This window comes from Elusimicrobiota bacterium (assembly GCA_026388075.1).
Classification (GTDB): Bacteria; Elusimicrobiota; Endomicrobiia; order Endomicrobiales; family JAPLKN01; genus JAPLKN01.
This window is the reverse complement of record JAPLKN010000149.1, coordinates 1-18,212: the sequence shown is the minus strand read 5'-3', so window position 1 is coordinate 18,212 and position 18,212 is coordinate 1. Positions and strand designations below refer to the sequence as shown.

The 18,212-nt window shown below is 37.5% G+C and carries 1 protein-coding gene (running past one end of the window); it reads right to left on the bottom strand.

What is annotated here, in order from left to right; genetic code table 11:
* On the bottom strand, window positions 1–18,212 hold part of the coding region annotated (locus NT145_08375) for an SNF2-related protein (GenBank protein ID MCX5782691.1) (this coding region is incomplete at both ends). Its footprint begins 15,577 nt before the window's first position; 18,212 of 33,789 annotated nt are visible.

The following is an 18,212-nucleotide window of genomic DNA, read 5'->3' as shown; positions in this document are numbered from 1 at the left end:
TGTGTCTAGGGGTTGAAAATATTGGCGTGATTAATGCTGGTATAATGGGAATCGGCAAGAGGCCAAACAAACGGAATCCTATACCTTTTCGTACAAACGATAGTTTATCTTTGAAATTTGTTTCCCCTTCAGCAACCACCTTGCCGTTACGCAGATAATATTTTATGCCGTGAGCCATGACGAATAAGAAGTTGCTTGCTAAAAATGCAGTATAATGTGCAAGAATCAGTGAAACCACAATGTGCATCCAAGGCACAAGCCCCAGAGTTGAAGTTGCCGCAAACCAGACAATTGAGAGAATGCTTTCAAGAACAATAAAAATATTCCTTGCAAACAAGTTTTCTTCTTTTTGTGCAGCTTGTTCAAGGGATATTCCTTTCTTCCCTTCCTGTTTTGCCAGAACCTGCTTGCCATATCGCGGAATCAGAGCGGCGGAATTAAAGTGATCTTTTTTTGTTTTTTGGTCCAATGATTCAACAGTTTGTTTTTCTAACGGAGCAAAAAGTACATATGCGTTATGGTAGACATCAGTATTTTTCTGATAGCCTTCCCTAATGCCGAAAAGGGATTGAAAATATTCTGTTGGCCCCCGGGCCCCCGTGGAATAGAGCCTCTGTATTCTGGGGTCTTTAGTTTTTTGTGAACGATATACGGCTATGCCCGTATTTCTAAGTGCAGGTTCGCTTTCGACTTTGGTTTTATAAACATCAATAATTTCTTTTTGAAAATCGTAACCGCCTTTTCTGAAAATAGGCCTTTTAACTAAAAATACAGGTTCTCCATTTTCCAACCTTCTAACTTTAACCATCGCAGCTGAACGTATTTTGCCGTTAACCCGAACAATTGCAAGCATTTTATTTCGTGAAGCAAGATCATCATCTAAACATGCAACCTGTCTTGCCTTAGAGGACAAATTAAAACAATTTACCATGTCCGGGTTAAACATGCCTCGTTGAAGAATGAGGTCGGGATCAGCGGTAAGCTGGATTTCAACATTTTTGAAAATTACTTCCTTTTGTAAAGCTATTGATTTAAGGTTATAGAGAGTAGTTGACATATTATAAGCGATATCTTTTGTTACATAGAGGATTCTATCTATGAGATTGTTGATATTTCTGAGATCAGGAGATTTTTTTTGCAGCTCAATATAAAAGCCAAGAATGGCAATCCGTAAGTTGATCTTATGAAGTTCTTCTTCAACAAGGCTTCTTTCAGGAACTCTGGGGTCAAGAGAATTTAGTTGAGCAACAAGGGTTTCTTTTTCTTGTTCAAGTTCAGCGAGGGCTTCTTCGGGGTTTTTGATGTCAGCAGAAATAGTTTCAGCCAGTTCATCGCCGAAAGCTTCGGCTATCGTTTCTTTATCTTCAAAACAATCAATAGCCTGGTTTAAAGCATCGTAAAGTTTTTCCGGGTCAACTTTATTTTGCACTTTAACAGTGCCAAGATTAAAAGTTTCCTCTCTAGTAAAAGCTTTCCAGAATTCCGGATTATCTTTAAGGTATTCAATTTCATTGCCCGTAAGATCAAAGTTTTGTTCGTTGCGCCAGGCAAGAAAGTCGCCTTTGACAATGTGGTATACTATTTTTTTGAATAACGGTATATGTTCTTTTTCTATTTGTCCCGGATGAAGCTCATCTTCTCTTGTTGCAGATTTCAGTTTTCCAAGAACCTGCAAATAAAGCATCAGGCTTCTTGTATCAAGCGCTGAGATTTTATCTTTTATTTCCTGTACATCTTCGGCATCAGAAAAGTTAAAAAGGGCAACAATTTGATCTTTAAGCGTTTGTTCAACGGAAGAAGAAATTTCATCAAATGATGGCAAAGCTGTTTTTTTGAAAGATGTCAAAAAGTTTTGAAATATCTGTTTATCGGCCGTTTTTAAAATTGCAAGTTTTTCAAAAAGAGGAATAATATCTTCTATAGGAACACCTTCAAAATTAATGTTTGAGACAAAATCTAGGAAAGAAATATCATCAAACTCAAAAATGTTGATCAGCGGTATCATAAGGTTGGTTACTGGCAGTTTAGATTCTTTGGTTTGGAGGCAGTCTTTAAGGATGTTTATAAGAACTGTGGCGCCGGGGTGATTTGGGGAAAGGTTTTGCGAATCTTCTTGGATTTCTGAATCCCACAACCGTGTTATCAAAATAAATGGAACTACGAATCTCGGATATTTTATTGAAAGGGTTTTGAGTTCCGGAGGGCCGCGTTCAATGAGGGCATTAATGTTTAGATTTTTTTCATCTAATAAGCGCAAAAGTTTTGGAACAATCAGGGTCAACTTGTCGCGAAAGTATATGTTATGCAGATCAAATAATCCTTCTATCCAAAAAGAATCGTTGTTGCCCGCCCACGAACTTTTTGAAAGAATCTTATTTACCGCGTCAATCAATTCCCTGCTTGACTGATCGCTGTTTGCAAAATGCTGGACTATCTTTGCTAATGACAATAAAACCGCTGGTTTTTCTTCAGGCTTTATTGCTTCGTTTTCTTCTATCATGGCATAAAGAGGATATAAATTAGATGCCGCGATTATATCTGTATCCCGTTTCGTAAAAATACGAGGCAAGCCTTCAATGTCTAGAAGTTTCAATACGCTTTTTGCCGCAAATTCTTCTAGATTCACTTTTTCTTCAGGCAGAACACCATCCACTACAAGTTCAAAATTAGTCTTTTGCCTGCCCATTATTTCTTTGAAATATTGTTCTTGGGGGGTGCCCTTTTTGAATTCCTCAGCAAATTTTTCGGGCAATTTTAGTAATTTAATAAGATCGGGAGGATACTCGGGCATCATAAATAATTCTTCAACCTCATTGGATTTGCCTTCCTTTGCAAACCCTAGCGACCGGTCCGAATTTTGCTTATATTGAACGTAGTGAATCGGCAACTGGGAAAACAAGACCCATTCGGCGGAGCTTAGATCCAAACCAATTCCTACACTTACATTTATTAATATCAAGTCTACATCCGGATCTTCCTGAAAATGAAACCGGCGGAATTCTTTAAGCGACATTTTCTGATCCCTGGGCTGTTCGTGGCCTTCAGGAACTATCACGATCTTATTTTTTACGGAGCGATAAAATACAGTTTTTCCATCAGGCCATTTCGCGTCGCCTTTTACACCCCCGTCTATTCTAAGTATCTTTCGGCCTTGTTGTTTATAACGCTCTTCAATTTTATCCATGAGCACAGTATTTCGGGCAAAGATTATCCCTTTTTTCCCTTTGCGATTATTAACTATTTCATCCATTGCGTCCCAGTAATTCGTTCCTGGTTCTTCCCCCAATAACGTCGGGTCAATCATCGCAAAATCCAGTATCATTTGATTTATCAAAGAAGGTTTACGAAGTTCTTTTTCCTCTTCAACGTTTTTCCCCACCCTCTTGTGATACTCGCGCAGATACCCTTTTGGATCTTGCAGATATTGCAGCAAAATCTTTACCTGATCGCTGGACACCTTAAAACGCCCGTTTCCTTCTTTGATCTCGGACAGTCTTTTGTTCTTATATAAATCGCCGAGCTCCTCCTTTGTCAATCGGATGCTGATTGCTGCAAACTTTTGGTGCAAACTATTGAGAAATAGTATAGGATTTTCAACGTAAAGCGCCTTAAATGCTGGGTATGAAATATAATCAGTTTTTGTTTCGCCGCTGCCAGGATTTGTGAAAAGCAAATTAAATAAAGAAAATAACTGTAACGGGTGATTGGTAAAAGGTGTAGCAGATAATATCCAGGATCTTTTTGCTTTAAGCCTGCGGACTATGCGTGCTTGATAACTGCTTCGTTTTCCCTCCCCGCGGTAGTTTTCTATCCCCTGGCCTTCATCAACTACGCATAGGTCTAATTTCTTTTGAAGAAGCTGAAAACGCAAGTCATCCTTATTCCACTTGCGGATATCCTGCATGCTAGCCAAAAAGATTACCCCATCTTCATTTTTCATATTTTCTGATATCAGTCTTAATTTCTCTGCCCAAGTACCTCGCAAAATAACAAGTTTCTGGGACTTTTCCTCCGCTTCATGAAGCAAATATTGAGTAATCCAAGTGTCTATAACAACTTTAGGCACGATAATTATAGATTTCCATTTGTCTTCCGGACGAATTGCCGCATAGGTGGAAATGGTTTTTCCTAGCCGTGTGTCATAAGCATTGACCGAGCCAAATACATCAATATTTTTGTGCCTTTCGTTCCCATAGCGCATGAACCACGCCGCATACCGCTGATGCGGGTAAAGCATGCTAGATATATGTTCCGGCTGATATGACAACGCTTCTACTATTTCGTCAATAATCTGGCTCTTTACTTCTTCAATAAATTTTTCAAAAAATGTCGTTTTTAATGATGATTTAAGTTTTTCAAACGAATCTTCAAGATTCTTTTTAACATCATCCATATCCTGTTCTTTGCCGGCTAACTGGGTTTTTCCATAGTGAGAAAAATACAACCTCTTAAATATCGCTATGAGTACTTCCTTTGCCGATTCAGGCAACGCTTTTATGTCGTTGTGTGCAAAGTACGATAGCAACGCCTGCATATATGAAAACGGAATGTTTTCTGTTGTCTCTTCGGGTTTTTGTTGTTCCTCACTGCCCGATTGTCCGAGCCGAAATTCAGCTATACGGCGGTTTAGTTCTTCCAGGCTCAAACCGGGATTGGCTTCGGCCAGCACCATGAGAACTTCGGTAAGATTTTGCCCTTCTAATATCTTAATAAAGTCAGAAAAACCCTTCTGTTCAAAATATTCAACAGCGGTCAACCGTTTACGCGGACTTCTTTTAGAGCCTTTCTTTAAAAGCAACATAGAATAATCAAATCCTATAAAAGTACATATCTCTTGAAATACCTTTTTTGTCAATCCAAAGGCTTTTTCTATTGAAGTCAAATTATAGCCGGCAGAAACCAGCGTTTCAATCTGTTTGCAGAGCTCGTGCTTGATACTTTCTATCTGTTCGGGCTGAGCATCTTTAAAATGTTTGAGTTTATACACAATCTCGGTTTTTTGGGGAAGTATTTTTAAATTTACATATCCTAAATTAGAACAATTAAGCTGTTGGCGGCTGTCGTCAATCAAATATTTTTTTGAATCAAGATCGCGCGCAAACTTCTTGCTCTGTTCAAATAAAAGCATTAATTGATCATACGTTATGCTCTGAAGGGGTACCTCATATCGAAAGTAAGAATACTTTAAATCTAATGTTTTTTCGATCTCATATATTATTTCTGAACAATTTCTATTGATATCAATGAAATTGAACGGACCGTAATATCCATTTTTGCACCAGAGTGGCTGCATAGAATTTTCGATTTCTTCCGCAGAAATGCCGCTTTCCAGGCAATTTCTGATTTGCGACTTAAATATTTCAATCAATTCTTTTGTTTTTTCGTGCAAAATTCCTTTTCCCAGCCTTTCATTCTGGAATTTCCGCCACGCATCAATTGAATGTTGGTCAAAATCAAGCGCATCATTAAAATAGCTTAACAGGCATTCCGAATGTGATTTGCCAAATGGATAATCCCACCCGCCGCCACATAACATGCTGTTCAGGCATCCCAAATTCCAGCACGGAGATTCCCTACCCTTTTTTACCAACACGTATTCATAACGACCTTCAGACAATCTGTATTTCTTGGTTTCTTCAAGCATCTCAAGAAATTGTTCATAGGTAATATCTCCGACATACCGCCGCTTAGGTATTATCTTCTTGTATGATTCAAATTCTTTAGGCAGAGATATAATGTAACGTCTATCATCTACGAGTTCCGCATAACGATTATACGATTTCACTAAACAATCAAACTCTTCAGCCGTAATTTTTAATAACTGAAGGCCAGAATAATAGCCGTCTCGTATCAAAACAGAAACTATCATGTCGTGAAGTTGGCCAAGATAATTATGTTCCGCGGAAGAATATTGCTGGAATACTTCAAAATACCGGTTCAAATTATTTCGGTCCAAATCAAATATAGTTTGCAGCCAGCCTATCCGATAATAATATGAAACACTGCCAATGCTTTTCCGTGCATCAAATTGAGTTTCTTTTAAAAGGGTGCTAAAAGCAGGAAATACTGCGTTGCAAACAGTTTTAAAGGGGAGTTGTTTAAATGTTTCATCCTCGTTAAATGAATGAAGACTATCTAATACAAAAAAATACTCAAGCTCGTTATAGAAGGTATGTTTTAATTGTTCGCCTTTGTAACTAGTGCCTAATCTAATCAATTGTTCTTGACTTTGTCTGTATAGAGCAGTCTTGTTTTCTTTTGTTGCATATTTGAATTGCGTAAACAATACATCAATTTTTTGCTTCATTTCATTAGGCAAATCTGAAATTTTTTCAAAGACATAGGTTAAGTTCCATACGTTATACTTTTTTCGTTTTTCATCTAAATAATATCCACCTACGTGCTTGTGATCTTGGTATTTTTTGCTCGCTTCCAGCAATTCTAATAATTCTTTATATGTTATGTCCGAGATTTTCTTTGTTTGAACTATCATATAGCTTTGATCGCCGATTTTTTCTGAATATTTATTGAAAAGCCGTATTAATATTTGCAGTTCAGTTTCTTTTATATTCAATAACTTTGCACGATTCTCATCATCGGTCCATGCTTTTTTTATCGCATAAACGATATGATTTTGTAAAAGGCGAAGATATTTATAATCGTTCTCATTATTTGAATATTTCTCAAATAGACCAAACAACCTATCCACTGTATCCAATCCCATGTTTGTCATGACCAGATCTAAATCAATAAGCTTCTCTTCCGTTCCTAAACCTCCGTCAGGGAGCATTTCTACACCCTGGGCAGCCATCGCAGCCTCAAATTTCTCTTGTTTTATTTGTTCTTCTTTTTGTTGTTTGATCGCATCTGCATTAATACTGTCTAATTTCAAATTTCTGTGTTTTGACAGATATTCATCAAATCGTTCTATTATTTGTTTAATTTGAAAAGGTTGACTGCCCAAAAGGTTCGCCGTGGCACCCCAGTTTCCAGAATGTTTTAACGCATAAACAATGTGACTGCGTAGAAGACGAAGATATTTGAAGTCGTTAGAAACGGTTGAACATTGTATGAAAAAACCAAATAAAAAGCTTGGCGATTTCAACATTTTTTTGATCTCATCAAGATCAATTAGCCTTTGTTCGGTTTCCATCAGATCTTCGGGAATGATTTCCACTTCCTGGGCATCTACTGCAGCTTCAAATTTTCGTTTTTCTCTTTGTTGTATAATCCCCTCTACGTCAATAAGATCTAATTTTAGATCTTTGTGTTTTGCCAAATAGTTATTATTAAATTGGGCTATTATTTCTTTAAGGGAAGAACCCGTGCCGAGAAGTTTAGCCGTGTCAGCCCAGGTTTCTGAATGCCTTGCAGCATAAACAATATGACTGTACAAAATACGAAGATATTTGAAGTCATTGGAAATGTTTGAATATTGCTCAAATAGATCATATATCTTGGATACTTTCACTATTTTTCTTATTTCGCTAAGGTCAATAAGCTTTTGTCCATCTTCCAAAGAATCTTCGGGAATGATTTCCACTCCCTGCGCAGTTATCTCAGCTTCAAATGCCTGTTTTATTCTTTGTTGTTCTCTTTTTCGTTGGATCTCCTTCTCATTAATATAGTCTAATTTAAGATCAGAGTTATTTTTCAAATAATAGTTAAATTGTTTTATTATTGTTTCAAGTTGAGGAGATTGAGTCCCCAAATGTTTTGCCTCATAATGTAGTTGTGAATTATTCAATGCCCATACTATATGACTACGCAAAAGGCGAAGATATTTGAAATCATTAGCGAAATTTGAACATCGGGCGAATAAATCAAATAATCTATGCACATTTGGCAATTTTATTATCTGTCTTAATAGTCCAAAATCAATAAGCTTTTGTTTAAGTTCTGTCAAATCCTCGGGAATAATTTCCAGCTCCTGGGCAGCTACCGCAGCTTTGAATCTTCGTTCTTCTCTTTGTCGTCCAAGCGCATTTAAGTTAATACTATCTAATTTTAATTCGGAGTGTTTCGTCAAGTAATAGTTGAATTCTTTAATTATTTTTTCAAGTTGAGGAGAATTAATACCCAAAAGTTTTGCCGCCTCTACTATATCTGAATTTTTCAATGCGCAAACAATATGACTGTGTAGAATGCGAAGATATCTGAAATCATTAGAAATAGTTGAATGTTTCTCGAAAAAACTAAATAGATCATTTACAAATGGTGAATGCTTTATAACTCTAAGATTGATAAGTTTTTGCTTATTTTCCGTCGAATCTTCAGGAATAATATTCACCTCCTGGGCAACTAATGCAGCTTCTAATGCCTGTTGTTCTCTTTGTTGTCCGATTGTATTAACGTCAATACTATCTAATTTTGGTTCAGGGTGTTTTGCCAAATATTTGTTAAATTGGTCAATTATTTGTTTAAGTTGATAGGGTTGAGTGTTTAAAATTCTTGCCGCCTCAACTGGTTCTGAATTTCTTAATGCGCAAACAATATGACTGCGTAGAATGCGAAGATATTTGAAATCATTGGCAATATTTGAACATTGCTTGAATAAATCAAATAAACCACTTACAATTGGCGAATTAATTGTATTTTCGTCAAAAAAAGGTAAACTGCTTACGCTTGGCAACTTCAATATTCTTCTCAACATACCAAGATTAATAAGCTTTTGTTTAGTTTCCATCAAATTTTCAGGGATTATTTCCACCCTCTGGGCAGCTACCGCAGATTCAAATTTCTCTCGGATAGCAGCTATTAGATCAATCTTTTCTATTTTTATTTCAGGATGTCTTTCAAGATAGCTGTTAAAAAGTTTAATTAAAATAGTAATATTATCTTGCATGGAGTGCTCAATATTAAGATTCACTGCCCATTTATGAAGGGTTGCAGAGTGTTTTGATGCATAAATAATATGGCTTCGCAAAAGGCGAAGATATTGGTAATCGTTTTTATCCGTTGAATACTTGCAAAAAAGTTCAATTATTTCATATGGCAGTTGACCTGAAGTTGTTGTTCCCACACCCGTGACTGATCCAATTTCCCCAAGATCAATAAGCTTTTGTTCAGTTTCCATCAAATTCTCAGGGATTATTTCCACCCTTTGGGTGGCCACTGTAGCTTTGAACTTTGATTGTTCTTTTTGCCCATTAATATTCTTTAAGTCAATAATATCTAATTTTAGATCAGAGTGTTTTGCCAAATATTTATTAAATTGGTCTATTATTTCTTGAAGTTTTTCAGACCGAGTACCCAGAAGGCTTGCCATGCTGCTCCATGTTATTGAATGTCTTGCGGCATAGACAATATGACTGTACAGAATACGAAGATATTTGAAATCATTAGAAATGTCTGAATATTGCAGGAATAAATTATACACATCGTACACTTTCATTATTATTCTAATATTGCCAAAATGAATAAGCTTTTGCTTGGTTTCCATCAAATCTTCAGGAATGAATTCCACCCCCTGGGCAGCTAATGTGTCAAGGAATACTTGCTTTCTTGTTCCGGGATGCCTTCTTTCTTCTTTATTTGTCACGGCTAGCATCGCGCCCAAGGTTTGGTTGTAAGTGATATGTTTTTGTATAGAAGATTTTGGCGTGAATGGTCCTGAAATAATTGGAATCGGCAAAAGGCCGAATAAACGGAAACCCATTCCTTTGCGCATAAAAGACAGTTTGTCTTTGAGGTTTGTTTTTCCGGCATCAACGACCTTGCCGTCAATAAGGTAATACTTTTTACCGTGGGCCATTCCAAATAAGAAATTGCTCGTTAAATATGCGGCATAATGCGCAATAATTACTACTAAAATATGTATCCATGGCATAAAATTTAAGCCAAATGTTGTCAAAAGCCAAATAGCAATGAACACGCTCTCAATAATTAATGAAATATTTCGTGAAAATAAATTTTCTTCCTTTTGAGCAGCTTGCTCAAGGGATATTCCTCTCTTCCCTTCTTTATCTTCCAGTCTTTCCAGAACCTGTTTGCCATATCGCGGAATTAGTGCCTCAGGGTCAAGGTCGCTATCGGGACTTTCATCAAGATCATTAAGAATCGTTTCGTCATCTTCATCTTCTAAGCCTTTATTAAAGAGTTCTTCCCATGCAGCGCTAGGAGAAACCATATTTGTTGTGCACAGTTTGTTTGCTTCAACTCGCGCTTTATTTATCCAATCCTCAACGTCACTTTTTAAACCTTTTCTGATTAATATTTCCCAGATAAAATATGGAGCTAGGCCGGGGATATTTAGACTGACAATTCGATTGAAAATGACAAATGCTTCCTTAAACCAAGATTCTGCTTTTTCATAACCCTGGCTGTTTATTATCCCCCATATGCGTCCGCTTGAAAGACCCGGATAATTTTTTGAATCTATGCGTTCTGCTACGGGCTCAGCATTATCCAGCCATGCTTCCACTTTTTCTATACCCCGGTCAATTATTATTCTCCATAAATCCGTCGGCATTAATCCAAAGATATGCCGAGCGTATATGCGTTTTGCCACTATTAGTGCGTCATCAAGCCAAGATTCTGCTTGTTCCTTGCCTTTCCCAAGTATTATGATCCATGCTTTGTTGTAATCCATGCCTTGTATCTTTCTTGCAACAATTCGATCTGCAACTTCCTTCGCTTCTTCCACCCAGTTTTCTGCCTTTTCTTTCCCTTTTTTAATTACCGCTACCCATGCATAATAATTACCCATGCCAGGAATATTCTTAGCCAATATTCTTTCTACGACTTTTTGTGCTTCTAAAAGCCAGGCCTCCGCTTTTTCTTTACCTTTACTTGTTATGATTCTCCATATTAAAGCATATGCAAGTCCTGGTATATTTTTTGTCTTTATCCTTTCAGCAACTTTTCCTGCTTCTTCCAGCCAATTTTCGGCGTCACTATGATGAATGACTATTTCCCAAGCGCTGTTAAGTCCTATGCCGGGAATATTTTTTGCAAGGATATTATCAACTGTAATCTTTGCCCGCCGAAGCCAGGCTTCAACATTTTCAAGCCCATGTTCAATAATTATTGCTGTCACATAATTATTACTTAGACCAGGAATATTCTTTTGTTGAATTCTTTTTTCTACTCTCTTAAATTCTTTAAACCACTGACAATAATCCGCATGTCTTTCCAGTATCATTAAAACATATGATTTCGGTAACTTGTATTTATACATAAAGTAATCGGGAGCGTCAGCACGAATGAGATATCTTCTGAACACTGCTTTTGCATATTTAGCATAGTTGCCATTTTCATATGAGTCCATAAGACCTTTGATTTTATTAGCAAATGCCGCCTTTTCCACAGGGCTTAATTGTTCAAAATCGGACATTTTGTTTTCATATTTTTCAAGCCACTTTGTCTTTTTATTATTAGCACTTAAGCCTTTTTCTATTTTTTCCTCAAAGCCACCGAGAGCTTCCACCTCGTCTGCGTTAAGCTCACCTAATATTTCCATCAATCTTATGTCTCCAGAGCTCATCTTTGCAATGGTATTAGCCGCTTTTTCAGCAAGATCTTCTTGCAAACCGAAAGAAGTTAATAGCTCCTTAAGATTTTCCTTGTATTCTTTCCCGACCTTATTTAAATTATTCACCATTCCATATTCAATCTCGTCATCCTTCGCTAATTTCTCAAGTTCTTGATCTACCCAAACCCATTTTAGAATTTTGAATAACTTGTCCTGAGTTTTAAAATTAATTATTTGTATTACTCTCTGTTCTTTCGGCAACAGGGCGGATTGTCTGTGGCTTAGTACTTCATAATACAGATATTCAAGATATTTGTGGAAGTTCTCGCTGGTTCTTGCGGATTCTATCTCTTGGGGGGTTAGTGTTTTAGGTTGGTCTAGGTGTTTACCTTGTCTTAAGTACTCCGTATATCCAATGTATATGTCTTCATTATCTTTGTAGAGCGCGTAATACTCTAATAGCTCATGTATTGCTAACTCTTCCAAAAGTTCTTTCTGTTCTGCCGGGTCTTTGTTCTTGATCATTTCAAAGAATGCTTTATGAACGTATATTATGTATTTGCTTTCCTTTTCACTGTATCTTATCGTTGCAAGTGCTCTTCCGTCTTTTTGTATCAGAGCTGGATTATCGCTTACCCTGACTTCTGCCTGAACACCAGTTATGCTTTGCGCCTTTGTCTCAATAACTTTACATTCATTTCCATATTTTCCCTGGCCTGCTAAAATATTCTGGCCGAAAAGCTTACGTATTCCAAACACCACAGCTATTGAATACTTTTGAAGAACATTCAGCCATTCAGGAATTGTTTGCGGTATTGCACCGAGATAACCTTCCTTAATTATTAAGTTGCTAAGCTGGGTTGCAAAACTGTTGTTTGATACAGCTTCAAGGGCAACTACGAAAGGATTGTTTTCGCCGAGGGTTGTCGTTTCACCGGTTCGTTGGTCAAAATTATTGAGAAATTCTTCGTCCTCGTCAGCAAATAATGAATGCTCTATTACATCAAACCAGGCAGAATTTATATTATTTCCGTTTACTGCAAATATTTTATCTACTTCCGGTCTTGCTCTTCTTATCCATTCATTCGCTCCACTCACTCCCTGCTTGAGCACTAATATCCAGGCATTACTTTTCGTTATTTCAGGATATAGACTAATTATCTCAGGTACTTTTGCGCTCATTTCACCGGCAACAGCCAGCGCGTTTTCTGCTCCTCGCATAATCACTATTCCCCAGGCATTACTTTTCGTTATTTCTGGATACTGCCTAATTATCTCAGGTACTTTTGCGCTCATCTCACCAACAACAGTCAGCGCGTTTTCGGCCCCCTGCTTAATCACTATTTCCCAGGCATTACCTTTTGTTATTTCAGTATACTGCCTAATTATCTCCGTTACTTTTGCGCTCATTTCACCGGCAACAGCCAGCGCGTTTTCTGCTCCCCGCATAATCACTATTTCCCAGGCATAAGTTTTCGTTATTTCAGGATACTGACTAATTATCTCCGTTACTTTCGCGCTCATCTCACCGGCAGCAGTCAGCGCGTTTTCAGCCCCCTGCCCAATCACTATTCTCCAGGCATTCCTTTTGTTTATTTCAGGATACTGCGTCATTATCTGAACAACTGTTTCTGCCGCTTTATTAAACCAGACAAAAAATTCGTTTTGGCCCCCAATAATTTGATAAACGAAAGTTCTTGATAGACCAAATTTGTTCATAAAATATTCAAGCGACTCTGGCAAAATCAACCGCTTCTTATACATATTTTTCTCGGAGGAACTATAATGCTCAGTATTGTATCTGTCAACCAATTCCTTTATTTTTGTTGCCAATGTCTCCTTTTTTTCAGCAGGGTACTGCTCAAATCTTTCTATCCGAGCTTCGTACCTCTGCCTTAATTTCTGCTTTCTCCCTTTTTCAGATAATTGTTTGTCAATTCTCTCTTCATACCCGCCTAGCAACTCCATCTCTTCTTCATTTATTACGCCGAGTATTGCCATAAGATGTATACTGCCAGGCCTCATTTTCGCTATAGCATTGGCAACCGTTTCTCCGTCAGCTTTAATCACACCCGCATCTTCAAATATCTCTTTCAGCATATCCCTGTATGTTTCCCCTGTCTCGCTTAATATAGTTACCATGCCGTATTCTATCTCTTCATCCTGCGCCAATTTCTCAAGCTCTTGATCAACCCATGCCCATTTAAGTATTTTTTGCAGTTTGTCCTCAATTTCAGGATTAATGACTTGAAGAACTCTCTGTTCTTCAGGCAATAGGCTTGATTGTCTCTTGCTTAGTACCTCATAATACAGATATCCAAGATATTTGTGGAAATTCTCGCTGTTTCTTTCGGATTCTATCTCTTGGGGGGTTAGTGTTTTAGGTTGGTCTAGGTGTTTACCTTGTCTTAAGTACTCCGTATATCCAATGTATATGTCTTCATTATCTTTGTAAAGCGCGTAATACTCTAATAACTCATGTATTGTTAATTCTTCCAAAAGCTCTTTCTGTTCAGCCGGATCTTTATTCTTTATCATCTCAAAGAATGCTTTGTGAACGTATATTATGTATTTACCTTCCTTATCACTGTATCTTATTGTTGCAAGTGCTCTTCCGTCTTTTTGTATAAGAGCCGGGTTATCGCTTACCTTAACTTCTGTCTGAACACCTGTTATGCTTTGTGCCTTTGTTTCTATTACCTGGCATTCCTTTCCATAGTTCCCTTGCCCTGCTAAAATATTCTGACCGAAAAGCTTTCGTATTCCGAACACCACGGCTATTGAATATTTTTGAAGTACATTCAGCCATTCAGGAATTGTCTGAGGTATTGCGCCTTTGTAACCTTCTTTAATTATCAAGTTGCTTAACTGGGTTGCAAAACTGTTGTTTGATACTGCCCCGAGGGCAACAATAAAAGGAGAGTTTTCAGCCAGGGTTGTTGGTTTGCCGGTACGTTGATCAAAACCATTAAAAAACTCCTCGTCTTCTTCAGTAAATAACGAATGGTTTATTACGTCATTCCAGGCAGAATTTATATTATTTCCGTTTATCGCAAATATTTTATCCACTTCCGGTTTTGCTTTCATTATCCATTCATCTATTTTACTTATCTCCATCTTTGTCACTATCAGCCACGCATTATATTCTGATATTTCCGGATACTTTTGCCGTGTCTCTGCCACCTTCGCTTTCATCGCCCCAGCTGTACTAAGCACATCGTCTACTCCCCACACCATCACTATCCGCCACGCAAAAGATTCTGATATTTCCGGATACTTTTGCCGTATCTCTGGCACCTTCGCTTTCATTGCCCCAGCTACATTAAGCGTATCGTCTACTCTCCACCCTATCACTATCTGCCAGGCATGAGTTTTCGTCATTTCTGGATACTTTTGCCGTATCTCTGTCACCTTCGCTTTCATCGCCCCAGCTATACTAAGCGCATTGTCTACTTTATGCGCTATCACTATCGTCCAGGCATGAGTCTCTGTTATTTCAGGATATTTCTGCCGTATCTCTGTCACCTTCGCTTTCATCGCCCCCGCCAAACTAAGAGCATTGTCTACTCCATTCCCTATCAATATCATCCAAGCAAAAGATTCTGAAATTTCCGGATACCTCTGCCGTATCTCTGCCACTTTCGCTTTCATTTCCCCGGCTACACTCAGAGCTTTCTCTACCCCCTGCCCCATTACTATCTGCCACGCATTATGTTCCGAAATTTCTGGATACTTTTGCAGTATTTCTGTCACCTTCGCTTTCATTGCCTCGGCTACACTATGCGCATCGTCTACCCCTTGCATCCTCACTATCCGCCACGCTTTAGATTCTGATATTTCCGGATACTTCTGCCGTATCTCGACCGCCTTCGCCGCTGCTTTCTTAAACCATATGAAATACTCATTTTCATCTAAAATAATTGGATAAACCTGAGCCCTTGATAAACTGTATTTATTCATAAAATATTCAAGCGATTCAGGCAATATCAACCGTATCTTGTACATCTTTTTCTCTTCGCTACCATAATGTTCTGTATTGTATCTGTCAACTAATTCCTTTATTTTTATTGCTAATCTTTCTTTCTTTGCTTGAGGGTACTGCCCAAACCGTTCTATCCGCGATTCATACCTCTGCCTCAATTCTTGCGTCTTCTCTGGTGTAGACAATTGTTCGTCTATTCTTTCTTCATCCCCGCCAAGTAGTTCCATTTCTTCTTCATCTATTACTCCGAGTATCGCCATAAGCCGTATACTCCCCGGCCTCATTTTCGCTATCGCATTAGCAACCGTTTCTCCGTCAGCTTTAATCACACCCGCATCTTCAAATATCCCTTTCAGCATGTCTCTATATTCTTTCCCTGTCTTGCTTAATTGAGTTACCATGCCGTGTTCAACTTCATCATTCTGTGCCAATTTCTCAAGTTCCTGTTCTACCCAAACCCATTTAAGTATTTTTTGAAGTTTATCCTGAACCTTAAAGTTGATTGTTCGTATTGATCTTTGTTCTTCAGGCAACAGGCTTGATTGCCTATTGCTTAATACCTCATAATACAGATATCCGAGATATTTATGGAAGTTTTCGCTGTTTCTTGCGGATTCTATTTCTTGCTGGGTTAGTGTCTTAGGTTGGTCTAGGTGTTTGCCTTGTCTTAAGTACTCCGTATATCCAATGTATATGTCTTCATTATCTTTGTAAAGCGCGTAATACTCTAATAGCTCATGTATTGCTAACTCTTCAAAAAGCTCTTTCTGTTCAGCCGGGTCTTTGTTCTTGATCATCTCAAAGAATGCTTTGTGAACATATATTATGTATTTGCTTTCCTTTTTACTGTATTTTATTGTAGCAAGCGCTCTTCCGTCTTTTTGAATAAGAGCAGGGTTATCGCTCACCTTAACCTCTGGCTGAATACCCGTTATGCTTTGTGCCTTCGCCTCGATTACCTGGCATTCATTTCGATAGCTCCCTTGCCCTGCTAAGATATTCTGGCCGAAAAGCTTTCGTATTCCAAACACCACAGCAATTGAATACTTTTGAAGAACATTAAGCCATTCAGGGATTGTTTGTGGTATTGTGCCGTCGTAACCTTCGCTAATTATTAGGTTGCTGAGCTCCTGTGCAAGACTGCTGTTTGATACTGCTTCAAGGGCAACTATGAATGGATTGTTTTCGCTGAGGAGAGAAGGCTTAGATTCAGCTTTATTATGGGCCAGCATTTCGTCAAGGGAAAACTGTTTAGAGAATTGAAGGCCGTTTTTGTCTGTAATAATCAGTGAGAGTGTTTTTGATTTAATATCAACTAATTTAAATTCAATTTTATCTACGAATTTTAACTTTCCATTTGTTTGAGCGTCGGAAACAACATTTGCTAGAAAGGCGTTTAAGTCGTTTGTAATTTTTTGTGGTTCCTCATTGGAAAGAAGAGTTTCAATGATAGTTTGGAATTTATCGTGGGAGATAATTGCGGAGAGAAGGGTTTCCGGAGTTTTTGCTATGCGGATAGATTGGTTTCCAATAATTTCGGAAAGCGCGTTTCTGATAATTTTTGACTGATGTTCTATTAAAGCCAGATATTTTTTTTCTGAAAATTCTGTTGAACCTTTTATGCAGGGAGTTATTATGAGATATGAAACTTTTTCTTTTTCAAGAAGATCTTTTAATCCTTCGGTATGAAATCCCCCCGCAACCACGGCTATGATTTCTTTGTCCTTATCATTTAAAGAATTTAGCAAAAGGCTTACGTGGTCTACTTTTGGAATTAATTTGATATTACTATAAATTTTTGTTGGATTTGAACCAAGGATTTTTTTCAAAAAAGTGATATTTCTTTCAATATTAGTTTTGTGAAATACGTTGAATAATGAATGATATTTAATAACTTCTTCTAGGTCCTGTCTGCTTGAATATTTGTCCCAAAGAAGACAGAATTTTTTGAAATTTGTATTGAAAAAATCATATCCCTTTGGAGAGATTTTATTCTCAAAAAATTCCTCAATATAGTCAATAAAACTTACAAGAAAAACGACCTCTCTTTCGGCCTCACTTTGTGAAAAAGTGCTTTGAAGTTCCCTTATCAAAGAGCGTTCGTCATCAAGCAAGAAAATCAGGTTAATTTTTTGTTTTTGTCGGATAAAATCGATAAAAAGTGATAGATTTTTGAATCTTTTTTCAATATTAAGGTTATATTGATTATTGAGTTCAGGTATTTTTAAAGCAAATTCTGTAAAACAGTTTGAATTATCAGTGTTTTTAATCAATTCTGAATACACTTTGTATGGAAGTCTTGATTTAATGTCCTTGATGAAAACACCCATTTCGCGGTTAACAGCCCTGAAATTAATATTTCTTTCAATTTTCAATAGATTTATGAATTGGACCAATTGAGGATAATCATAGATTGGAAGGCCATACTTTTGGGCCTTTCTAATAAGGAGAGAGTAGAATTTTTCTTGTGAAATCTTGTGATTTTTGATTTGAGATAACAATTTAAAAAATGCGTTGTTTTTTCTGGTAAAATACCTTTTCCTCAGGACTTCAGAAATAGCATTTATTTTTGAAATGGAAGAACTCATTTCCGGCTTTAAAACATCCAAGCTTGAAAGCCTCAAGATGTTTTCCAGATAGAGTTTTTCATCTTCTAAGCCAAGCAATACATTTTTTTGGCCGGAATTCATTGCGAATAATTCAGAGCCGGTTAGTTCCCCCTTTTCGGTAAGCGCGTTAATTATTTTTTTTCTTAAA